The sequence below is a fragment of the Blautia sp. Marseille-P2398 genome (genome assembly GCF_964240315.1).
Lineage (GTDB): Bacteria > Bacillota > Clostridia > Lachnospirales > Lachnospiraceae > Blautia_A > Blautia_A wexlerae.
This window is the reverse complement of record NZ_CAXSTD010000002.1, coordinates 221688-245321: the sequence shown is the minus strand read 5'-3', so window position 1 is coordinate 245321 and position 23634 is coordinate 221688. Positions and strand designations below refer to the sequence as shown.

The 23634-nt window shown below is 43.0% G+C and carries 20 protein-coding genes and 1 other annotated feature; of the genes, 15 read left to right on the top strand and 5 right to left on the bottom strand.

Annotation, left to right across the window (positions count from 1 at the left end):
* Position 1: 1 nt before the first annotated feature.
* From polA to ACESZG_RS03775, 5 genes are all read left to right on the top strand, one after another.
* Positions 2–2755: a DNA polymerase I gene (polA, locus tag ACESZG_RS03795; protein ID WP_196049497.1), complete on the top strand. Its 2754-nt coding sequence runs from the start codon at positions 2–4 to the stop codon at positions 2753–2755.
* Positions 2755–3357 (top strand): dephospho-CoA kinase, encoded by a 603-nt coding sequence (gene coaE / locus ACESZG_RS03790; RefSeq protein WP_306797798.1) that lies wholly within the window; start codon positions 2755–2757, stop codon positions 3355–3357. The genes polA and coaE overlap by 1 nt, the downstream gene beginning before the upstream one ends.
* Positions 3344–4138: an MBL fold metallo-hydrolase gene (locus tag ACESZG_RS03785; RefSeq protein WP_008704729.1), complete on the top strand. Its 795-nt coding sequence runs from the start codon at positions 3344–3346 to the stop codon at positions 4136–4138. Before coaE ends, ACESZG_RS03785 begins: the two co-directional genes overlap by 14 nt.
* A gap of 16 nt (positions 4139–4154) precedes the next feature.
* Positions 4155–4427 carry an ACT domain-containing protein gene (locus ACESZG_RS03780; RefSeq protein ID WP_008704728.1) on the top strand — a complete coding sequence of 91 codons (273 nt, stop codon included), beginning with the start codon at positions 4155–4157 and terminating at the stop codon, positions 4425–4427.
* An 89-nt stretch (positions 4428–4516) separates the two neighbouring features.
* Positions 4517–5881 carry a PFL family protein gene (locus tag ACESZG_RS03775; RefSeq protein WP_008704727.1) on the top strand — a complete coding sequence of 455 codons (1365 nt, stop codon included), beginning with the start codon at positions 4517–4519 and terminating at the stop codon, positions 5879–5881.
* Positions 5882–6243: 362 nt separating this feature from the next.
* Here ACESZG_RS03775 and ACESZG_RS03770 read toward each other — a convergent pair whose 3' ends face one another.
* The gene (locus ACESZG_RS03770) at positions 6244–7335 is read right to left on the bottom strand and encodes a histidinol-phosphate transaminase (protein ID WP_373217597.1); all 1092 of its coding nucleotides are present in this window, start codon (positions 7333–7335) and stop codon (positions 6244–6246) included.
* A gap of 604 nt (positions 7336–7939) precedes the next feature.
* Positions 7940–8191 (top strand) — a binding site (T-box leader).
* Positions 8192–8435: 244 nt separating this feature from the next.
* On the opposite strand from ACESZG_RS03770, the gene ACESZG_RS03765 reads away from it, so the two are divergent.
* From ACESZG_RS03765 to ACESZG_RS03755, 3 genes are all read left to right on the top strand, one after another.
* On the top strand, positions 8436–9458 hold the full coding sequence (locus ACESZG_RS03765; RefSeq protein ID WP_008704725.1) for an ABC transporter substrate-binding protein: 1023 nt from the start codon (positions 8436–8438) through the stop codon (positions 9456–9458).
* A 172-nt stretch (positions 9459–9630) separates the two neighbouring features.
* The gene (locus ACESZG_RS03760) at positions 9631–10557 is read left to right on the top strand and encodes an ABC transporter permease (protein WP_008704724.1); all 927 of its coding nucleotides are present in this window, start codon (positions 9631–9633) and stop codon (positions 10555–10557) included.
* 3 nt (positions 10558–10560) lie between these two features.
* Positions 10561–11355: an ABC transporter ATP-binding protein gene (locus tag ACESZG_RS03755; RefSeq protein ID WP_173704466.1), complete on the top strand. Its 795-nt coding sequence runs from the start codon at positions 10561–10563 to the stop codon at positions 11353–11355.
* A gap of 119 nt (positions 11356–11474) precedes the next feature.
* Here ACESZG_RS03755 and ACESZG_RS03750 read toward each other — a convergent pair whose 3' ends face one another.
* Positions 11475–12749: a chloride channel protein gene (locus ACESZG_RS03750; protein WP_373217594.1), complete on the bottom strand. Its 1275-nt coding sequence runs from the start codon at positions 12747–12749 to the stop codon at positions 11475–11477.
* Positions 12750–12767: 18 nt separating this feature from the next.
* On the bottom strand, positions 12768–13304 hold the full coding sequence (locus ACESZG_RS03745) for an HdeD family acid-resistance protein (RefSeq protein ID WP_055053426.1): 537 nt from the start codon (positions 13302–13304) through the stop codon (positions 12768–12770).
* Positions 13305–13398: 94 nt separating this feature from the next.
* Between ACESZG_RS03745 and ACESZG_RS03740 the strand changes: the two genes are divergently transcribed.
* Positions 13399–13812: a potassium channel family protein gene (locus ACESZG_RS03740; protein WP_008704717.1), complete on the top strand. Its 414-nt coding sequence runs from the start codon at positions 13399–13401 to the stop codon at positions 13810–13812.
* Between the two features lie 9 nt (positions 13813–13821).
* Here the strand turns inward: ACESZG_RS03740 and ACESZG_RS03735 are convergent, their stop codons facing one another.
* Both ACESZG_RS03735 and ACESZG_RS03730 read right to left on the bottom strand, forming a co-directional pair.
* Entirely contained in the window at positions 13822–14610 is a 789-nt protein-coding gene (locus tag ACESZG_RS03735) for a hypothetical protein (RefSeq protein ID WP_118613235.1), read from the bottom strand.
* 80 nt (positions 14611–14690) lie between these two features.
* Positions 14691–16058, bottom strand: a complete 1368-nt coding sequence (locus ACESZG_RS03730; protein WP_373217591.1) for a nucleotidyltransferase family protein — start codon at positions 16056–16058, stop codon at positions 14691–14693.
* A 252-nt stretch (positions 16059–16310) separates the two neighbouring features.
* Between ACESZG_RS03730 and pta the strand changes: the two genes are divergently transcribed.
* From pta to ACESZG_RS03700, 6 genes are all read left to right on the top strand, one after another.
* Positions 16311–17321 carry a phosphate acetyltransferase gene (pta, locus tag ACESZG_RS03725; protein WP_291806142.1) on the top strand — a complete coding sequence of 337 codons (1011 nt, stop codon included), beginning with the start codon at positions 16311–16313 and terminating at the stop codon, positions 17319–17321.
* A gap of 237 nt (positions 17322–17558) precedes the next feature.
* Positions 17559–18749 carry an acetate/propionate family kinase gene (locus ACESZG_RS03720; RefSeq protein ID WP_373217589.1) on the top strand — a complete coding sequence of 397 codons (1191 nt, stop codon included), beginning with the start codon at positions 17559–17561 and terminating at the stop codon, positions 18747–18749.
* Positions 18750–19023: 274 nt separating this feature from the next.
* On the top strand, positions 19024–19551 hold the full coding sequence (locus ACESZG_RS03715) for a DUF177 domain-containing protein (RefSeq protein WP_008704711.1): 528 nt from the start codon (positions 19024–19026) through the stop codon (positions 19549–19551).
* Between the two features lie 4 nt (positions 19552–19555).
* Positions 19556–19738, top strand: a complete 183-nt coding sequence (gene rpmF / locus ACESZG_RS03710; RefSeq protein WP_008704709.1) for a 50S ribosomal protein L32 — start codon at positions 19556–19558, stop codon at positions 19736–19738.
* Between the two features lie 148 nt (positions 19739–19886).
* Complete coding sequence (locus ACESZG_RS03705) at positions 19887–21239, top strand: MATE family efflux transporter (protein ID WP_373217586.1); 1353 nt, start codon at positions 19887–19889, stop codon at positions 21237–21239.
* 152 nt (positions 21240–21391) lie between these two features.
* A complete protein-coding gene (locus ACESZG_RS03700) occupies positions 21392–23608 on the top strand; it encodes a hypothetical protein (protein ID WP_373217584.1) in 2217 nt (738 codons plus the stop codon).
* Positions 23609–23634: the final 26 nt, after the last annotated feature.

Here is a 23634-nt window from a genome sequence, read left to right as displayed (position 1 = left end):
TATGAGCGAAAAAATATTACTGATTGACGGACACAGTATTCTGAACAGAGCTTTTTATGGTCTGCCGGATCTTACAAATTCAGAAGGAAAACACACAGGGGCAGTATATGGTTTTCTGAATATCCTTCTTCGGACGATCGAGGAAGAGAAGCCTCAGTATCTGACAGTGGCATTTGACCTGAAGGCACCGACTTTCCGCCATAAGATGTTTGAAGCATACAAGGGAACACGTAAACCCATGCCTGAAGAACTGAGAGAGCAGGTACCGCTGATTAAAGAAATGCTTACTGCAATGGGTGTGAATGTTGTGACAAAAGAAGGCTACGAAGCGGATGATATTCTGGGAACTCTGGCCAGGAAAAGCGAAGCGGCAGGAATGGATGCGACAATCCTTTCCGGTGACAGAGATCTGCTTCAGCTTGCGACAGATAAGGTTATGATCCGTTTGCCAAAGACTGTAAGGGGCAAGACCACCATAGAGGATTATCATGCACAGCAGGTGATCGAGAAATATCAGGTGACACCTCCTCAGATCATTGAGTTAAAGGCTCTGATGGGAGACAGTGCGGATAATATACCGGGAATCCCGGGAGTAGGTGAGAAAACTGCCACAAAGATTATTGTGGAGTATGGAAGTATTGAGAATGCTCATGAACATTTGGAAGAGCTGAAGCCAAACAGAGCCAGGGAATCAATGAGAGAACATTATGATATGGCGCAGATGAGCAAGGCTCTGGCTACGATCTGTACGGACAGTCCCATAGAGTTTTCGTATGAAAAGGCAAAATTGGGAAATCTTTATACAAAAGAAGCTTTCCTTCTCTGCAGACAGCTGGAATTTAAGAATCTGCTTAACCGTTTTGACTCTGCGGCCGTACAGGAAGATACGCTGGAACAGGAGTTTTTCACATGTGCAGACTTGGCAGGCTGTGAAGCGCTGTTTGCGAAAGCGGAAGCAGGAAAGACAGCGGGTGTTTCTCTGGTTACAGAGAATGGCAGGGTATTTGGTGCAGGACTTGCGCTGAATGAAGAGGAAATTTATTATATTCCTGCAGAAGGGATGATCACAGAAGGTTATCTCTGCGGAAAATTGGAAGGGCTCCTTCATAAAGTATCTGAATCCAACACAGAGAATATTATGAAATCTAATACAGATGATGTGAAGAAGGATCCGGAAAATGAGATATCTGATGTCAATACAGACGGTACTCTGAAATATGATAAAAAATGTGTATGTGCATTGGATGTAAAGGCATTACTCAAGCATATAAAATCTGATGATCCGATGGCTGTATTTGATGCAGGTGTGGCTGCATATCTGCTGAATCCTCTGAAATCCTCCTATACTTACGATGATATGGCAAAGGAATATCTGAATGGTCGTATCCTGCCTGCAAGAGAGGAACTTCTTGGAAAGAAAACAGTGGAAAAAGCATGGGAGGAGAGTGCAGAGGGGCTTGCAGCATGGGCCTGCTACATGGCCTATACAGCACTTGCCTGCCGGAAACCCATGTGTGAAGCACTGCGTGATACAGGTATGTGGAATGTATATACACAGATTGAGCTTCCGCTGATCTTTACTCTTGATTCCATGGAAAAATGGGGAATCAGCGTGAAGAGTGAAGAACTGAAAAGCTACGGTGAGAAACTAAGTGTACGTATTGGAGAACTTGAGAAGCAGATCTGGCAGCAGGCAGGGGAAGAGTTTAATATCAATTCTCCGAAACAGATGGGAGTGATCCTGTTTGAAAAGCTTGGCCTTAAGGGTGGAAAGAAAACAAAGACAGGTTATTCCACAGCGGCAGATATTCTGGAAAAGCTTGCACCGGAGTATCCCATTGTAAAGGATATTCTGGAGTACCGTCAGCTTGCGAAACTGAAATCTACTTATGCAGACGGGCTTGTTGGTGAGATCGCAGAGGACGGCAGGATTCATTCTACTTTTAACCAGACAATTACAGCAACAGGAAGGATCAGCAGCACAGAGCCGAATCTTCAGAATATCCCTGTAAGAATGGAGCTTGGAAGACTGATCCGTAAGGTATTTGTTCCGGAAGAGGGATATGTATTTCTGGATGCGGACTATTCCCAGATCGAGCTTCGTGTTCTGGCACATATGTCAGGGGATGAGAAATTGATCCAGGCATATAAAGAAGCCCAGGATATCCACAGACATACAGCATCAGAGGTATTCCATGTGCCCTTTGATGAGGTGACAGATCTGCAGAGGAGAAATGCCAAGGCAGTAAATTTTGGAATCGTTTATGGGATCAGTTCCTTTGGACTCAGCCAGGATTTAAGTATCACACGAAAAGAAGCAGCCGAATATATTGAAAGATATTTTGAAACGTATCCAAAGATCAAAGGATTTCTTGACGGACTGGTGGAAGAGGGAAAAGAAAAAGGATATGTGACTACCATGTTTGGCAGACGCAGGCCGATCCCGGAACTGAAATCCGGTAATTTTATGCAGAGGTCTTTTGGGGAGCGAGTAGCCATGAACTCTCCAATACAGGGAACTGCGGCGGATATCATTAAAATTGCAATGAACCGTGTGTACAGACGATTAAAGGATGAGAATCTTAAATCCCGTCTTGTACTTCAGGTACACGATGAACTTCTGATAGAGACCTGTAAAGAGGAAATCCCGCAGGTTTCTGCTATTCTTGAAGAAGAGATGAAAGGTGCTGCAAAGCTTTCCGTAGAACTGGAAGTCGATATGCATCAGGGTAATAACTGGTATGAGGCGAAGTGATGATGATAACAATAGGAATTACCGGCGGAGTGGGTGCCGGAAAAAGTACAGTGCTTGATTTTCTTGAAGAAAAGTATCAGGCGTATGTGATGAAAGCAGATGAGATCGGGCATCTGGTGATGGAGCCGGGGCAGTCCTGTTATGAACCGGTGATTGCACTATTTGGAAGACAAATCATAAAAAATGATAAAACTATTGACCGCAGACAGGTTTCGGATGTAGTATTTTCACATCCAGAGCTTCTGGAGAAATTAAACCAGATCATCCATCCGGCTGTGAAACAGTACATCAGAGAGCAGTTAGCTGTAAAGAAACAGCAGGGACAGAAGATATGTGTGGTGGAAGCTGCACTCCTTCTGGAAGATCATTATCAGGAGTTTTGCGATACGATATGGTATATTCATACGGATGAAGAGATCCGTATCAGGAGACTGATGGAGAACCGCGGTTATACAAGAGAGAAATCAGTCAGTATCATTGCCAGTCAGGCACCGGAGACTTTTTTTCGGGAAAATGCAGACTATGTTGTGGTAAATAACGGAGATTTTGCACAGACCAGACGGCAGATTGAGGAAGGAATCAGAAAATATGAGACTTTGTAGCATTGCCAGCGGAAGCAGCGGAAACTGTATTTATGTGGGCTCAGATAATACCCATCTTCTGGTGGATGTAGGCATCAGCGGAAAAAGAGTAGAACAGGGATTGAATTCTCTGGAATTGACAGGAAAAGATATTGATGGTATCTTGATTACACATGAACATTCGGATCATATCAAAGGTCTGGGCGTGATCGCAAGGAAACATCAGATACCGGTTTATGCGACAGAAGGAACTGTGGAAGCTTTATCTCACATGAATCTTGGAAAAATGCCGGAAGGGATTTTTCGTGAGATACACGAAGATGAGCCTTTTGAGATTAATGATCTGACAGTGAATCCTTTTACGATCCCTCATGATGCTGCACAGCCCGTAGGATACCGGGTAGAGTGTGGAGAGCATTCTGTGGGGATTGCTACAGACCTTGGAAAATATAATGAGTACATAGTCGGTAATCTGCAGAATCTGGATGCGCTTCTTCTGGAAGCAAATCATGACATCCGTATGCTGCAGGTTGGAAAATATCCCTATTATCTGAAACAGAGAATCCTTGGAGACAGGGGACATCTTTCCAATGAGAATGCAGGCAGGCTTTTATGCAGGCTGCTGCATGACAATATGAAAGGGATTTTCCTTGGACATCTGAGCAGGGAAAATAACTATGAGGAACTGGCATATGAAACCGTCTGTTCAGAAGTAACCTTAGGTGACAACCCTTATAAGTCGCGTGATTTCAGAATTCAGGTGGCACAGAGGGATTGCATATCAGAAGTAATTACAGTGTAGAAAGGACAAAGAACTTATGAAAAAGACAATCATCACAGTAGTAGGAAACGATACCGTAGGAATTATTGCAAAGGTTTGTACTTATCTTGCAGACAATAATGTAAACATTCTTGATATCTCCCAGACCATCGTACAGGGATATTTCAACATGATGATGGTAACAGATGCCAGCAAATGTGAGAAAGACAACGGAGTTCTTGCCAAAGAACTGGAAGCCCTTGGAGATAAGATCGGTGTAGTGATCCGCTGCCAGCATGAAGATATCTTCAATGTAATGCACAGAATCTGAGAAAATCTAAGCAGGTAAGCCACTGAGGGACTTTCCTGTATCAGATTGCCTGAAAAATGCTGAGAGAACATACAAGGGAGAAAAACAAAATGATCAATATTTTTGAAGTAAATGAAACGAATAAAATGATCGAGCAGGAGAATCTGGATGTGCGTACCATTACTATGGGTATCAGCCTTCTGGACTGTATTGACAGTGATCTTGCTGTTTTAAATGAGAAAATCTATAAAAAGATCACAACCTGTGCAAAGGATCTGGTATCTACAGGTGAGGCTATTTCCGGTGAATATGGAATTCCGATCGTAAATAAAAGAATTTCCGTAACTCCGATCGCATTGATTGGCGGAGCTGCATGTAAGACAAAGGAAGATTTTGTAACTATTGCAGAAACTCTGGATAAGGCTGCCAAGGTGGTAGGCGTAAACTTTATCGGCGGTTATTCTGCACTGGTAAGCAAGGGAATGACTCCTGCTGAGAGACTTCTGATCGAATCTATCCCACAGGCTATGGCGAAGACAGAGCGTGTCTGCAGTTCTGTAAATGTTGGATCTACACGTACAGGTATCAATATGGATGCTGTTAAGCTGATGGGTGAGATCGTTCTGGAAACAGCGAAAGCTACCAAAGATCAGGATTCCCTGGGATGTGCGAAGCTGGTTGTATTCTGTAATGCACCGGATGATAACCCGTTTATGGCAGGCGCTTTCCATGGTGTGACAGAAGCAGACACTATCATTAACGTTGGTGTCAGCGGACCTGGCGTTGTTAAGACTGCGCTGGAACAGGTAAGAGGTAAGGATTTTGAAACTCTTTGTGAGATGATCAAGCGTACTGCCTTCAAGGTAACACGTGTTGGTCAGCTGGTAGCACAGGAGGCTTCCAGACGTCTTGGTGTTAAGTTTGGTATCGTGGATCTGTCTCTGGCTCCTACTCCTGCAATTGGTGACAGTGTTGCTGAGATCCTTGAGGAGATTGGTCTGGAGCATGCAGGTGCACCGGGCACAACAGCAGCGCTTGCTCTGTTAAATGACCAGGTTAAGAAGGGTGGAGTTATGGCTTCTACAGCAGTTGGTGGTTTGAGTGGTGCATTTATTCCGGTCAGCGAGGATCAGGGTATGATTGATGCGGTGAATGCAGGGGCACTGACTCTTGAGAAGCTGGAAGCTATGACTTGTGTATGTTCTGTAGGTCTTGATATGATTGCAATTCCCGGAGATACGAAGGCTTCTACGATTGCGGGTATTATTGCGGATGAGTCTGCAATTGGTATGGTGAACCAGAAGACTACGGCGGTTCGTCTGATCCCGGTAATTGGTAAGGGGGTTGGCGAAGTGGTTGAGTTCGGTGGACTGCTTGGTTATGCACCGATCATGCCGGTGAATCAGTTCTCCTGTGATGCGTTTGTGCAGCGTGGCGGAAGGATTCCAGCACCGATCCATAGCTTTAAAAACTGATAAAAAAGGCCAGAAACTTCGGGAAAGGGGAGTTTCTGGCTCTTTTTATGTTCAAGAGGGACGCGGAGCGGAAAATATTTTGTCTGGGGTGCGGTTTCGGAGCCTAAGATATTCTAAGCCGCCAGAAATCTGCTAAAAGCATGAGCCGTCTTGTCAAACTCGCTCCGTTGCAAACTTCGCTCAGACAGTGAGGCAGACGGCTCATAACGCAGATTTCTGGTGACTAAGAATATCTAAGACTCCTGCAAATGCACCCCAGACAAAATATTTTCCGCCCCGCTGGTAGCTGTTTTTAAGCTATGATGGATTGGATTGTTTGTATTATTTTATGGAATTACTATAAATAAAAGAAATGTCCTGCTTTAAAGGGATTCCAGTATATGCAGAAGTCGGGTGTTGTCCTGGGGGTGCATGATGCAGAAGCGGATGTATTCGCCGTCCAGACATTCGAAGGAGGAGCAGTCGCGGATCATGAGACCCTGGTGGATGCAGGCGTCGAAGACGTCCTGGGAGGTCAGGCCGGGCTTCTGGATTTTCAGGAGGAGAAAGTTGGCGTAGGCCGGGTAGGTTTTGTAAGTGGGGATATTCTCCAGTGCTTTGAGCAGGCGGGTGCGTTCTGAGAGAATGAGGTCCCGGGTCTGGCGGATGTAGGCTTTATCCTGGAGCATCAGCTCGCCGGCCAGGGCTCCCAGACTGTTGAGAGACCATGGTACCTGTTTTTCTTTCATTTTTTTGAGAAATTCCAGGTTCCCGGTGATTCCGTAGCCAAGACGCATACCTGGGGCTGCGTAGAATTTTGATACGCCGCGCAGAATCATAAGGTTCGTGAATTCTCTGGTAAGGCTGACAGCAGTGATCTCATTGATATCCGGGGCAAATTCTACATAAGTTTCGTCGATCATCACGAAAATGTTCCGCTCATTGCAGAAGGAAACGATTCTGCGCAGGTCATTTATGCTAATTGCAGATGATGTAGGATTATTTGGGTTGCAGAGGATGAGAAAATCGTATTTTCTATCCAGAGTCCGGCAAAAGTCATCTACATCGAGAACAAAGTTATCCTCTTCGCGCAGGTGGTAGTATTCCTGAGTGCTTCCGGAGAAGGAGAGTTCCCTGGAGTATTCTGAATAGGTCGGACCCAGGATAAGGGTATGCTTTGGATTTCGTTCCTGTATCAGCAGTGCGATCAGTTCGCTGGAACCATTTCCGGGCAGGATGAATTCAGCAGGAATATTACAATATTCTGAAATTGTGCTGCGAAGTGAAGTATAATCTCTGTCTGGATAAGAAGACAGGATATCCAGCCGTCCTGCAAGCTGTTCCTTTACATGCTCAGAAAGCCCCAGCGGATTTACATTAGCCCCAAACTTCACAATTTCCTCAGACTTAAGCTGATAGACCTCACATATTTTCTCAATATCACTCCCATGAAAAACCATTTTTGCTGTTGACATATAATATCCCTCATTTCTATATAATCTAATCTATATAAACTTAAAATCACTACATAGCAGATCACAGATCTTTTCTGAACATTATTTTAACACTTATCACATCGTTCTGTAAACATCACTGTTTACATATTGCTATCCTGAAATATACAGGTCCCAATATCATTGTAGCAGGCATTTAACAGAAGGCAAGTCCCCCCCCACTGCTTATTGCTTTTCACAACCACCGCAGGGGATTTACTTGATTCGATTAAATAAGTCTCCTGCGGTGGTGCAGAAAGCAAGCAATTCGGCATGCTGTCGAAAATGGAATATATGTCAATTTGCCAGTACACAGCGAAGGAATGGGAAGGGATTTCGGGCGCATTTGAGGGTTCATAGTAATTCTTGGTATTTGGGAAGTTGCGTTATTCAAAAAAATCTCACTGTCTGAGCGAAGCGAGTTTGAGATTTTTTTGAATGCTTTTAGCAGCTTCCCAAATGCCTTAGAATTACATGGTTCCGAAACTAAGCCCGAAATCCCTTCCCATTCCTTCGCGTCCCTTTTGGAAAAAAATAAAAAATAAACCTCTTGACATATCTGCATTAGCGTGGTAAAGTAAACACATCAAAACCGATGAGAAAGAAGAGTAAACAACCAAGAATCATTCCAGAGAACGGCAATTGGTGGGAAGCCGTATGAAACTGATTGTTGAATGGCCTTTCGAGGGCGGTCCGAAATCTTGATAAGCGTGAGAGTAGGCACCGACGGGAACCGAACCCGTTATAAATCAGGAGTGTATGTTTGTACATGAGAAAGTGGACAATTCGTCAATTTGAGTGGTACCGCGATAATAAGATTCTTATTACCGTCTCAAGCAACAGATAGCTTGTGGCGGATTTTTTTATATATAAAGAGAATCTGTTATATGGCACCCCCTGTAATGCAGGAAAATCTGCTGATGGCAGGTGGGTATCGCAGCAGTTGACACATCCGGGAAAAAGAGGAATCCGGGGAGTTCTTTCTCACAGACAGTAACAAGGGATTGGCAAACATCCCTGAGACTATGGCAGTTAAAAAACCATGAACTGCTAAATAAGATGTAGAGAGAGGAAAAAAGACTATGAAAAAAAGAGTATTAGCAATCGCAGCAACAGCAATGGCAACTATGATGATGGCATCACCGGTTATGGCACAGGATTTCAAGATTGGTATCTGCAATTATGTAGATGACGCTTCCTTGAATCAGATCGTAGACAACATCCAGTCCCGTCTGGAAGAAATCGGCAAGGAAAAAGACGTAAATTTTGATGTGTCCTATGATAACTGTAATGCAGATGCCAATGTTATGGAACAGATCATTTCTGATTTTCAGGCTGATAATGTAGATTTGATGGTAGGTATTGCAACACCTGTAGCAATGCGTATGCAGTCCGCAACAGAAGGAACCGATACACCGGTTGTATTTTCCGCAGTGTCTGATCCTGTAGGAAGCGGTCTTGTAGAGGATCTGGATGCACCTGGAGCAAACATTACAGGTACAAGCGATTATCTGGATACAGCATCCATCATGAAACTGATCCAGGCAGTGAACCCGGATGTAAAGAAAATCGGACTTTTATACGATATCGGACAGGATTCTTCTACAACAGCCATCCAGGAAGCCAAGGATTATCTGGATAAAGAAGGCATCGAATATGTAGAGCGTACAGGTACCACAACAGATGAGGTACAGCTTGCAGCAGATGCACTGGTGGCAGATGGCGTAGATGCAGTATTCACACCAACTGACAACACAATTATGACAGCAGAACTTTCTATCTATGAGAAATTCATTGATGCAGGTATCCCACAGTATACAGGAGCTGACTCCTTTGCACTAAATGGTGCATTTGTCGGATACGGTGTTGATTATGCAAACCTTGGACAGAAGACAGCAGATATGATCGCAGACATCCTTATGAATGATGCAGATCCTGCAACAACATCTGTTGAAACTTTTGATAATGGTACTGCAACAGTAAACACAGAAACCTGCGAGGGACTGGGACTTGATCTTGAAACTGTTAAAAAAGATTTCGAGCCGTTATGCACACAGGTAAATGAGATCGTTACAGCAGAGAGCTTTGATGATGTAGAGAAATAATAAGGATATTCGGACAGCATTTTGAATAAATTCAGAAGTTCTGGGTTTATGGAATCCATTGTGCCGGTTGAAAAGACTGATATATTTTCTGGATTAAAATGAACAGCAGCAGATATTTTCTGTTGCTGTTCATTGAATGTAATAAAATAAATACAAATTGGAGGAAATCATCGTGACTATTGCGACTATACTCTCTCTTGGAGAGACCGCACTGAAACTTGGCCTGATCTGTTCATTGACAGTTCTTGCCCTGTTTCTCAGTTATTCCATGCTGAATGTCTGTGACCTTTCCACTGATGGCTGTTTCACACTGGGAGCAGCAGTGGGAGCAGCAGTGGCAGTCAGCGGACATCCTTTTTTATCAATTTTTGCAGCTATGGCTGCAGGTATATGCTCGGGCTTTGTGACAGCCATACTTCAGACAAAGCTGGGCGTTGACAGTCTTCTTGCAGGAATTATCGTTAATACGGCTCTTTATTCTGTGAATATTGCAGTGATGGGAGGTTCCTCCCTGATCAATATGAACAGAACAGAGACGGTATTTTCCATGATGAAAGAAACATTGAAAAGTACACCGCTGAAAGGAAGAGGAGATATTGTAGTTGCTTTCATTGCAGTAGCCATTGTGATTGTCTTCCTTGTATTTTTCTTAAGGACAAGACTTGGTCTGGCAATCAGGGCAACAGGAAATAATGCAGATATGGTAAAATCCTCATCTATTAATCCGGTATTTACTACGATTGTAGGTCTCTGTGTTGCCAACTCCTTCACAGCACTTTCCGGATGTCTTCTGTCTCAGTCACAGAAATCTGTAGATATCAATATCGGACAGGGAATGGTTACCATCGCGCTGGCTTCTCTGCTGATCGGTGGTACGATTCTTGGCAGAGGTGGAATTTTCGTGAGAGCTGTTGGCATGGTACTTGGATCTTTTATTTTCCGTCTGGTATATACCGTTGCACTGAGATTCAATATGCCGGCATTTATGCTGAAACTGGTATCTTCTGTGATCGTTGTGCTGGCTATTTCAGGTCCATATTTGAAAAAACAGTGGCCGCAGATTAAGAGAAGAATGACTCACAGGAAGGGAGTACAGTGATTTATGCTGAAGATTGAACATATTTCCAAGACTTTTAATCCGGGTACGGTAAACGAGAAACAGGCCATCAGGGATTTATCCCTGAATCTGGAGAAGGGCGATTTTGCAACGATCATCGGTTCCAATGGAGCTGGTAAATCCACTCTGTTTAATGCGATCTGTGGAGATTTTCTTACAGATTCCGGTGTGATCATGCTGGATGGACAGGACATTACTTTTATGCCCCAGCATGTACGTGCAAAGACCATCGGTCGCCTGTATCAGGATCCTATGAGGGGAACTGCGCCTGGAATGACTATAGAAGAGAATCTGGCACTTGCAGCAGGGAAAGGCGGATGGCTTTCCCATGTGTCCAGACAGGAGAAAGAACGATTCCATGAAGAACTGAAGCTTCTGGATATCGGACTTGAGAAGCGTATGACTCAGCCGGTAGGACTTCTTTCCGGCGGACAGAGACAGGCGCTGACACTTCTCATGGCAACCATGAATCCGCCCAAGCTTCTGCTTCTGGATGAGCATACAGCAGCCCTTGACCCGGGCACAGCAGAGAAGGTGCTGAATCTTACGAAACGAATTGTAGAGGAACATCAGCTTACCTGTCTGATGATTACCCACAATATGCAGTCAGCACTGGATCTGGGAAATCGTATTCTGATGATGGATTCCGGAGATGTTGTGCTGGATATCCATGAAGAAGAAAAGAAAGGCCTGACAGTGGAAGGACTTCTGGAGAAGTTTAAGACAGGTGCCGGTAAGATGCTGGATAATGACCGTATTCTTCTTTCCGGAGAAAAGTAATTATAAAAATAACATGTAATTGTAAATGAAAGAACCATTATATACAGAAGCTATAGTTGTTGCCTGAAGCATACAGCCATGTTTTCTGATATAATGGTTCTTTTTGTCTGGTAGCGACTCTATTGCTTGCTGTAATTTGCAGAAGGTTCCTGCTCTGGTTTGAGTGTGATAAGTTTGCTCCCAACCGCTGCTGCGATGAATATCCAGATAAACATTTTAACCGGGAAGCAGAGGAAGAGAAGCATGGTTACTGCCAGTGGCTTTTTCATAATTCCACCCAGAAGTGATGCAGTAACGATTGCAGCTCCAAATACCACATGTCCCCCGTCTGGCCCGCAGGTCAACATTGCCACGCCGTATCCCATACATACTCCGGCAAAGATGACAGGGAAGAAATGTCCTCCCTTTAAACCGAACTGAATACACAGATTTGTCAGCAGGAGCTTAAAAAACGCAATGCCAATAAGTGCCAGCGGCAGATAAGAGGTATAGGTTTTCATAAGTGTTCCCATCTGCTCTTCTCCGGAAAACATAAGTACAGGTAAGAATGAACCTGTGATTCCAAGACATAAACCTGCAAAAATTTCTCTGACAACTGCCGGGAATCTGTTGGAAATATTTCCGGTCAGTTTGTGTGTTGCCTGATAGAAGTATGCCAGGATAAGACCGCACAAAATATACAGAATCATAAGCAGATAGTCTTTTCTCTGGATTTCCACCATATCAAAGGATGGAAATCCGGAAAGCCCTGCACCAAAAAGTGCAGATAAACCTGCATAAATACCAGTGCCTGCAGCCAGCGCGATTCCGTAAATAAATAATTTGGAACCCTTTGTTAAGGCTGCAAGATCTTCCTCGGAGTTTTCTTCTACTTCGAAAATACCGAACAGAGGTGCGTGAAACAGCACACTCATGGAGACTGCGGCACCAATCTGCGAATAATTTCTGGTATTCTGTTTGGCAAACTTCAGATTGTCTCCGGCCCAGTAGCATAAACCTACGATGATTCCGGTAAGTCCGGCTTCGGGACCTACACTGCTTCCTATGAGTAATGGCAGCAGTGCTGCCACCATCATTACAAGCATGTTTTTGTATTCGTATCTTTTTTCTGTTCTGACTTTTCCCATAACAGTTTCCAGATCTTCGGGATAGTCTCCGAATATTTTTCGGAAAATACCGATAATTGCCGCACCGGCTACACAGATAAGAATCGTATAATAGGGAACAGTGGTTTTTACGGGAAGCCATTTCCACAGAAATTCAGTTCCGACTGCCATTATTTTCAGCAGGATCCATACCAGTGCACCGGCAACAGCACCAATGAGTGCACAGAACAGCCACAATTCAAGCTGATTTTTTAAAGATACGTTTTTGGGGCTTTTTGTGTTATTCATACAGTCATAACCTTTTTGTTAGTTTTCGGTCTTTCCGAAATTGATTCCAAGTACGATCATATTGATACCCTGCATCAAAACAGAAAAAGCGATCATATATCCTGCAGAGATCATGGTAAGTACAGGATGGGTAAATGAAATGATGCTGACAATTACGGATAAAACACCGCACACAATACTCAGGATACCTTTTCCTTTAGATGTTTTATATACCTTTGTGCCGGCGGCAATCTGGAAAATACCGTAGATCAGAATGATTGCACCGACCATATAAGCTGCCATTACGTCTGTGATGAACCGCTGAATGCCGCTGAATAATAAGATAATACCTGCAAGTCCTTCCAGAACACCGAGAATACATGCTCCGATTTCTTTCTTTTCTTTGGATAAAGAAAGGATTACAAGTTCAATACCATTTACAAACAGAAGGATTCCCAGGATCCATCCGATGGCAAGAAAAGTTCTCATTGGTCTTACAAGAGTGTAGACTCCTAATAACAATGTTAAAACTCCGGTGATCAAAGTGAGGTATTTTAGTGCTTTATTATCTTTCATACTGTTAAGCTCCTTTCATATTGCAAGTGAAACCGTTTTATACTATACTTCAATTAATTTCAGGCAGTATATTATTTTATTGGAGGACAAGTGCATGAAAAGAATTAAAGTATTAGGCAGTGTGTTAAAACGGACTCGCGCAGATAAAATTATCATTGGTTTTATTGTGTTTATTTTTGCTATCGCAGCAGTGATCCAGCTGGTTGAACCGGACATTAACCGATACGGAGATGCACTGTGGTATTGCTATGCGGTGATCTCCACTGCCGGATTTGGCGATGTGGTTGCGGTTACTTTTATTGGAAAAATGTGTTCTGTTCTTCTGACAATCTATTCGCTTTTTGTAGTTGCCATTGCCACCGGGGTAGTGGTTAATTTCTACACCCAGATGGTGGAATTGCAGCGAAAAGAGACACTTGCCATGTTTATGGATCAGCTGGAAAGACTTCCTGAGCTTTCCAGAGAAGAGCTGGAGAATATTTCCAGAAAAGTGCGCCAGTTTCGGTAGCTGTGGATCTTACTGATCTTTGGAAGAAAGTTCTTCTTCCTGCTTGCTGCGTACCTGCGGGATCAGAGAAGCTGCCAGCTTTCCTTTTCCGCGGTTTCGCAGATACAGAATACCGATGACAGAAAATACTATTGCGCCGATAAAGTTTACGATCAAATCTTTCATGGTATCAACAATACCAATATCAAGATAGCCTCCCAGATTCCAGGTCTCGCCGTTAACGGCCAGGGACTGAACATCTACATGGATCGGAACATTTGCACCGGTAGGATTCAGCTTCACCGAGTTGATGGCCGGTACGATCCAGTCTTTCTGCATATCCATTCCAAAAAACCAGTCCATGCTGAATTCAAAGAATTCCCACATAACACCAACAGTCATTGAAAAACAGAATGCAAAAAAAGCTACAAAATACGGTGACATTTTAATGGAAAACCTGTCACTGCGGTTAAAAAGATCGATCAGTGCAAATCCGATGGCAGCCATCAGAAAACCGTTAGTAGTATGTAAAATAGTATCCCAGATTGGAATTTTTACATAAAAGGCATTAATTTCGCCAAGAATTTCTGCTGAAAAGATAAAGATCAGAATGACTGTTTCCAGTCCCGGTGGTATTGTGACGTTCAGTTTCCTGTCCAGAAACTGGGGAACCATAAAAAGGATCAATGTCAAGATTCCCAGAAACATATTGTGGTAATTTCCCAGGAAAAACTGACGTACAACAGATAAGATTACCAGGGCGGTAAGTACCATCTGAATCTTTGTTCTGTTCTTTTTCAAACCTGAATTAGCTTTCATTTTTCTTTTCCTCCTTCCTTATTTTATATCCTTATCCTCACTGTTTGTATTTTAACATAAGTGCATCAAAACAACAAGAATTATAGGATAATAAGCTGTTTCTGGGACTCGTGGCAGAATTTTCTGCCGGTTTTCAGACACAGAAGTTTTTCATATAAATTGGAAGAAAAAACAGTTTCAGATAAAATCTGATTACCTTCACTGCCCAAAAGATTTTGTGCGTCCGCAAGCTTGGTGATAAGAGGAATTCGGCTGTGCTGCTTGATCTGGCTTAGCAGTTCACTGCTTTCCCTGCGGAAGCCAAGAACCCTGGCAAAGGGAATCTGAGTGGGTGCAGTGTGGATATTTAATATAATATGAAGCAATGCCCTCTGTATCCTTGTCTGAGTCAATTCTCTGGTTTTTAAAACAGATACAGATTGGGAAAAGGACAACAGAAGATTCTGCTGATTTATGATTCGCCGGGCGAGATCCTCGGAAACATCCATATAGGAAGAAAGGCTTTCTACATTTTCTTTCATAAGGCAGTAAGAAAGAATAGAGTCCAGAGAATTTTCTGTGAGAAATTCACCGGAGTCTAGCGCCTTTTTGAAAACGTAAAAAGCATCTGGTGGAATCTGGGATGATAATATATTGGCAGTTTTGGTATCCGGATTCCTGACTGGATTATTTATGTCTGAGATTGCCTCTGAATGGCCACCTCCCGGATTCTGAATAAGACTGCGTATAGCAGTTGCAGATGCAAAGAAATCAGTAGATGACTGTAAATCAGGGGAGGAGCTTGCTGAATCACCTTCAGGGACAGCGGTTTCATGATACCCCATTCCTTCCCTGCGGATGGTAACAGGGCGGATTTGGCTGTTCAGGCGGAGAAGTGCCTTGCAGTATTCGATTCCCAGAATATTATTCGGTGTATTCAGAATCTGTGTAACTTCATTTAACAGAGGAGTAAGAACTCCGTCAAAATCGTCACCATTGAAGTTGCGCGGATTCTTAAAATATTCTGTCAGTGCCTGGCTTCTGGCAGCGGGAAAAGTCAGACCTTCGCTTAAAAAGCTTTTCAGCAGTTTTTTATATTCTTCAGGTTCTTCTACAAGAATCTCGGCCAGTTCTCGCAGTGCGCTGATCTCCCCTGACTCACTTCCAAAGCAGAGCATATCAACAACACCAAGGCTGTCTAACAGGGAAACACCGCCCATTGCGAAGGCTTCCGCACTTGCTGTAGAGATGGATACCGGCATTTCAAGCACAAGGTCAGCGCCGCACCGCAGAGCCATTTCTGCACGTGTATGTTTGGAGATGAGAGCAGGGGTGCCACGCTGCACATAATCTCCGCTCATGGCAACGATAACATAGTCTGCTTTTAGCTTTTCTTTTGTATACCGGATCTGATATTCATGTCCTTTGTGAAAAGGATTATATTCTGCAATAATTCCTGCTGTTTTCATAAATTTACACAGATGCTCCTTCCTGAAATTCTGTAGAGTTCTCTTTTTTTAACCATATTGCATCTTAAAAAATACTTTTTTATGTCATATTCTACCATTCAGATGCTTGAAATACAAGGCTTCAGGAGTTATAATGAAAACAGCGCAGAAAACAGATTACTGTTCACTGTATATATTCGGTGAATGGTAATGACATCTGGTATACAGATATTGTGATATCAGAACTGCTATATGAAAGGAGCCATTTTAATCATGGGATTTATTGACACACTCAAAGAGAGAGCAAAAGCAAACGTAAAAACAATCGTACTTCCGGAGACAGAGGATAAGAGAACTCTGGCAGCTACAGAGAAAATTTTAAAAGAAGGAATTGCAAAGGTTATCCTTGTTGGTAACGAAGAAGCTGTTAAAAAGAGTGCAGCTGAAGACGGATATGATATTTCCGGCGCACAGATCGTAGATCCTGCTACATCAGAGAAAACACAGGGATACATTGACAAGTTAGTAGAATTAAGACAGAAAAAAGGCATGACACCGGATCAGGCTAAAGAGATTCTTCTTAACCAGTATCTGTACTATGGTGTAATGATGGTAAAAATGGGCGATGCAGACGGTATGGTATCCGGTGCATGTCATTCTACAGCTGATACATTAAGACCATGCCTTCAGATCCTGAAAACAAAACCAGGTACAAAACTTGTATCCGCATTCTTCTTAATGGTAGTTCCGAACTGCGAATATGGCGCAAACGGCGCATTTGTATTTGCTGATTCCGGTCTGAACCAGAACCCGAATCCAGAAGAACTTGCAGCAATCGCAGCATCTTCTGCAGAATCTTTCGAACTTCTCGTTCAGGAGAAACCAGTTGTAGCTATGCTTTCACACTCCACTAAAGGCAGTGCAAAACATGCTGACGTAGACAAAGTTGTAGAAGCTACAAAGATCGCAAAAGAGCAGAATCCAGACCTTGCACTTGACGGAGAATTCCAGCTTGACGCAGCTATCGTTCCAAGCGTAGGTGCATCCAAAGCTCCGGGAAGCGAAGTAGCTGGTAAAGCTAACGTACTTGTATTCCCGGACCTTGATGCAGGTAACATCGGATACAAACTTGTACAGCGTCTTGCAAAGGCAGAAGCTTATGGACCTGTAACTCAGGGTATCGCTAAACCTGTAAACGACCTGTCCCGTGGATGCTCTGCAGACGATATCGTTGGTGTAGTAGCTATCACAGCAGTACAGTGCCAGGCTGACGACAACAAATAAGATTTCGTCATATAACAGATTCCAATCGGATCGAAAATATTTGATCGACTACATAATTAAAGGCATCGGAGGAGATATGTTCTGATTCTGATGCCTTTGATATCATTGCTCATATTTCCTTGGAAATAGTGAGAATATTAATATTATAATATGAAAGGAAAAGCTGACAGAAATATCCGAAGACTTGTACCGGGATTATGGACAATATTCGAAATTTGTTGCCGGCAGAATATGAAAATGAACGTATTAGTAATCAACTGTGGAAGTTCATCCCTGAAATATCAGCTGATCAACTCTGATTCAGAAGCAGTTCTTGCAAAGGGTCTCTGCGAGAGAATCGGTATTGACGGAAGATTAGTATATCAGAAAACAGGCTGTGACAAAGAGATCACAGAAGCTGCAATGCCTACACATAAAGAAGCAATCCAGATGGTACTGGATGCTCTCACAAATGACAAAACAGGCGCAATCGGAAGCCTGAAAGAAGTAAACGCTGTTGGACACCGTGTTGTACATGGTGGTGAGAAATTTGCCAAATCTGTAGTGATCACAGACGAAGTTATCGCAGCAGTAGAAGAGTGCAACGACCTTGCACCGCTTCACAACCCTGCAAACCTGATCGGTATCCGTGTATGCTCCGAGCTTATGCCAGGTGTACCTCAGGTAGCAGTATTCGATACAGCTTTCCATCAGACAATGCCTGCAAAAGCATATCTCTATGGTCTTCCGATCGAATATTACAAGAACTACAAAGTAAGAAGATATGGTTTCCACGGAACATCCCACAGCTTCGTTTCCAAACGTGCTGTTGAATTCCTTGGTCTTGACAAAGACAACTCCAAAGTTATCGTTTGCCACCTTGGAAATGGTTCTTCCATCAGTGCTGTTGTAAACGGCAAGTGTGTTGATACAACAATGGGTCTTACTCCACTTGAAGGTGTTGTTATGGGAACACGTTCAGGTAACATTGACCCGGCTATCATGGAATTTATCGCTAAGAAAGAGAACCTTGACATCACAGGTATGATGAACGTTCTCAACAAGAAATCCGGTCTTCTTGGATTATCCGGCGGATTATCCAGTGACTTCCGTGACCTGAACGATGCAGCTCAGAGCGGAAACGAAGATGCAGCTAACGCAATCGACGTTCTCTGCTATGGTATCGCTAAATTTGTTGGCGGATATGTTGCAGCTATGAACGGTGTAGATGCGATCGTATTTACAGCAGGTATCGGTGAAAACGCTATTCCTGTACGTGAGAAAGTTGTAAGCTATCTTGGATACCTTGGAGTTACACTTGACAAAGAAGCTAACGGCGTTCGTGGAGAAGAGATCGTGATCTCTACACCGGATTCCAAAGTTAAAGTTGCTGTAATTCCTACAAACGAAGAACTTGCAATCTGCAGAGAGACAGTAGCTCTGGTTTAATTTTCACAGATAATAAAGTGTCTGTTTTGTGTCCAAACGAGAGAAATATAACTGGATAAAAGTTATATTTATATAGAAGGGAAGGGTGCATCTGTCAGGAGCACCCTTCTTTGTGCCCGTAAGGCATGTGGAAATTACCTGATAATAATGCCGCCGGATGATAAAATACTTCGTAAAGGAATATTACTTGACAAAATGTGAAATTTTTCTAATTTATCGTTGACAAAAGCAGAGGCGGTATGTATAATAAAACAAGTGTGGATAGGAGAAAAGTATGCAGATACATTTATCAGATATTTCATCCAGTGAAGGAATGCGTATTCAGAAGACTGCAGAGTTTGGAATGGATACGATCACCTTTCAGTCAGGAAGCTTTCCGGTACTTGCAAAAGAACCCATAGAGCTTACGATCACGAATACAGGTGACAGAAATCTTGAAATCAGAGGAACAGGTAAGATTACCGTAGGTATTCCCTGTGACAGATGTCTGGAAGAGGTTTCAACAGAGATTCCTTTGGAGATTGAGCGAAAACTTGATATGAAGCTTACGGATGAAGACCGTGTGAATGATCTGGACGAAAGTTCTTATCTCACAGGTATGGACCTGGATGTGGACCAGCTGGTCTATCTTGAGGTACTGATGAGCTGGCCTTTGAAGGTTTTATGTAGAGAAGACTGCAAAGGAATCTGTAGCCAGTGCGGGAAAAACCTCAATGACGGTCCCTGTGGATGCGTCGAGGAACCTAAGGATCCCCGTATGGCAGCTATCAGTGATATATTTAGTAAATTTAAGGAGGTGTAACATAATGTCCATCTGTCCGAAGAATAAATCTTCCAAAGCAAGACGCGATAAGAGAAGAGCAAACTGGAAAATGAGCGCTCCGAACCTTGTAAAATGCAGCAAATGTGGCGAACTGATGATGCCGCACAGAGTATGCAAAGCTTGCGGAAGCTACAACAAAAAGGAAATCATTAAAGTTGAAGACTAATTTTTAATGATTGCAAAGTATGGCAGGTTCTCACATTTTGTGGGATGCCTGCTTTTTTGTATGTTAAAATATAATGCCATGGAACCCATGGTGCTCAGACTGCGGTAAAATGCAGAAATATTTTTAAAATGTGGATGAGGGAAAAGAAATGGAGAAAAAGGAAAAGGTAAATCAGATTACAGAAGGGGTGATCTGGAAACAATTGCTGTTATTTTTCTTTCCTATTGTATTTGGAACGTTTTTTCAGCAGATTTATAACACTGCAGATACGATCGTTGTCGGCCGTTTCGTAGGAAAACAGGCACTTGCTGCAGTTGGAGGTTCTGCCAGTCAGATCGCCAATCTGATCGTTGGCTTTTTTGTAGGACTTTCTTCAGGGGCAGCAGTTGTGATCTCGCAGTTTTATGGGGCAAAAGATAAGAAGAATCTGAGTAAGGCACTGCATACAGCATTTGCATTCTCCATTGCAGCGGGAATTGTTCTTACTGTAGTGGGGATTTTTCTGACCAGACCTGCATTGCTGCTTATGAAGACACCTGCAGATGTAGTAGCGGACTCTGCAGTGTATCTTCATATTTATTTCGGCGGAATGGTTTTTAACCTGGTTTATAATATGGGAGCAGCCATCCTGCGTGCAGTAGGAGACTCCAAAAGACCACTGTATGTTCTGATCATTACCTGTGTGCTGAACATTATTCTTGATCTGCTGTTTGTGGTTGCGTTTGGCATGGGTGTGACAGGAGTAGCTGTTGCTACAGTTACTTCTCAGGTGATCAGTGCGCTGATCGTAACAGTAATGCTTCTGAAAACCAGAGAGATATATGTGCTGAAGATCAATCAGATCCGTTTTGACAGAAGAATGCTGTTTTCAGTTCTGAGAATCGGTATTCCGGCAGGTCTGGAATCTGTAATGTATAATATTTCCAATATTGTGATACAGGTATTTGTAAATAATCTGGGAACTGACACAGTGGCGGCATGGGGAACTCTTGGGAAAATCGATGCTATTTTCTGGATGGTGATCAATGCGTTCGCAATTTCCATTACTACCTTTGTGGGACAGAATTTCGGAGCCGGCAAATATCACCGTATGCGAAAGAGTGTGAGTGTCTGCATGGTCATGAGTATGGTCAGTTCTGCGGTGATGATCATTTTGATGTATTCATTTGCTCCCTGGATTTATCGTCTGTTTACCACAGACAGCGCAGTGATTGTCCATGGTGTTCATATGAGTCGTTTTTTACTGCCGTCCTATTTCATTTATGTGATCATAGGGATTCTGTCCGGGGCACTGAGGGGTACCGGGAAGGTTCTGGTGCCTATGCTCCTTACCTGCGGCGGTGTGTGTTCCCTGAGAATCCTGTGGCTTTTTACAGCCGGACAGATGTACCCGGGAATTAATACGATCATGCTCAGCTATCCGGTTTCATGGAGCATTACGGCAGTATTGTTTATTGTATATTATTTTATGAAATTTCCAGGAAAGAAAAAGGAGAATTAATCATTTTTCGGTACACCATTTTTCATGAAATAATGCAGTTTATCCTATGTCTGTTGCCGAAATTCACCAGATAAGGTAAGCTAAGAACAAAGGAAATTGAGAATAAAGATAACGGATCGAGTAGTAATGTAAAATGAAAGTATGAAAAAAGCATGAGAAAACAGAAAATAACAGTTCTGATTTTAATGATAACTCTGTGCCTGACTGGCATATGGGGAATGAAAAAAAATACCACAGTATGGGGCGCGGTGATCCGGGTAAATGATGTGATCGTACCGAAGGATATTCCTGCAGTAGCTGTAGAAATAAATAAAAGCAGCGAACTGATCGCTGAGAAACTGTCTCGGGTTTTCTATACAGTTTATACAGACACAGATACACTGCATATTCCAGTGTTCTGGGATGTTTCGTCTGTAAATATGAAACTGGCAGGCGTTTACACAATGAAAGGTGTACTGAAGCTTCCGCCTGAGTATGCTTTTGATGAGAGTGAAAGTCTGCAGGTACAGACAACTGTTTCTGTGCAGTACCCGGACAAACCGGATATTAATATATATTACAGGCTGACTGCGGCAGGAATCTATATATTTCCCTGGTTGAAGCAGGAAAATTTTGACTCCATGGAAGCTTATCTGAAGAAAGAAAGCGGACAGTGGATCAACCTCACTGAGGAGGGCTTTGCTCTCTGTGAAGAGGAGGGCCTGTATGTATCTAACCAGAGTATGGTTGTGGGCAATACCTATTCTCTGTTGGTAACCTATGATAATGGAAGGAAGCAGACCAATACTCTGCGGTTTCAATATCAAAAAGACGGCAGTCTTAAAATTTACGGTTATCAGCACAGTTTGCTTGGAAACACACAGAAGCCTGGAAAGATCATCTGCTCTTATGATACCGGAGATGAGAAATATCTCAGCAGATGTGCTGCCTATGCAGTAAAAACGGGGGGAAGCCTGAAGCAGATTGAGAAAGAATTGAAGGAGAATGTCAGACTGAGGGTCAGTACTGCTGAAACATTTGAAAATACAGCCGAGAATCCGGAACTGATTCTGGAATCTTCCTGGGATCTGAGCCGGGTGAACAGGGAAAAACAAGGCGTGTACAAGGTAACCGGATCATTTGTGATCCCAGAGGGATATGAAGTATCTGACAGCCTGACGCTGCCAGAGGCATATGCATATCTTTCTGTACAGAAAAAAGGAGAACCACAGATTAATACCTACAGCATGCCGATGGTAGACCTGCTGGAATTTCCTATGCTGCTGGATGGATTTTCAGCAGAGGAACGCCGGAACATACAGGTTTACCTCTCTGAGAATGCGGGAAATTACCGGAAAATTGATGATGACCTGGTGGAAGTGACTTCTGATGGAATTCAGATTTATTACAGAGAGATATTAAAGAAAGGACAGAACTACCAGATCTGTGCTGTCTATGAGAAAGGGAGCACAGGAATTTATTCTTTTTCCTATAATGATGCGTTTATTGTCAATGAATACTGGCATGAGCGAAATTTTTCGGACAGAGAGGAAAAAGATCTTCCTGACATTGTGCAGAAAACACCTGCTTCGTCAGAAGTAGTACAGGAAGAAAAGAAAGAGAATCTGAATACGGGAAGTGCCGGATATCATTATGGTGACTCTTACGGAACAGACAATAATACAGAAGGACAGAATAGCAGCAGTAACAAAGCTTCTGATGCAAAATCTGCTGAAATATCGGATACAGAGAATTCCGTGACAGAGTTAAGCACCGACACCATTACTGCAGTCAGTGGAAAGAGAATGCTTCTTATGATCCAACAGAATGGAAGTGCAAGGTTTGAGAAACAGGGAATCTCTGTAACATTTTCTCCGGATACAGTGAACGGATGGAAGATCAATGCAGAGGATGAAATCCAGATAAGAATCGAGAAAACGTCAGAAACTGCATTTTCTCTGCGGATTTTTGTCAGAGGTGAGGAGGTAACAGAAGTTCCGGGAACAGTGGTGGAATTTCAGACATCTGTGTTTGGCGGAATCCAGTTACCTGAAACAGTAAAAGCGGAGGATGTGCAGGGAAATCAATATGCAGTGAATTATCAGGAAAAACAAAATGTTCTCCGTATGGAGATCAACCAGACAGGGGATTATTTTTTGACAGATGGAAAGTCAGAAAGTATAGGAAATCAGACGGATGAAGAAAGCGTGGAAGCTGTTTCAGATGGAGAAGACACAGGATTTACAGAAGAAGAGTCGGTGTCGGAAGAGAAAACAGAACAGAAAGCAGAAGCTTCCGCCAAACAGTTTCTGATGATAATACTTACATTACCGACAGTATGTATCCTGGTGGCTGCCATTATTTTTGCAATTCGTAAAAAACGCAGATAAGCGACAGTGGAAAGGCAAACAAAGCA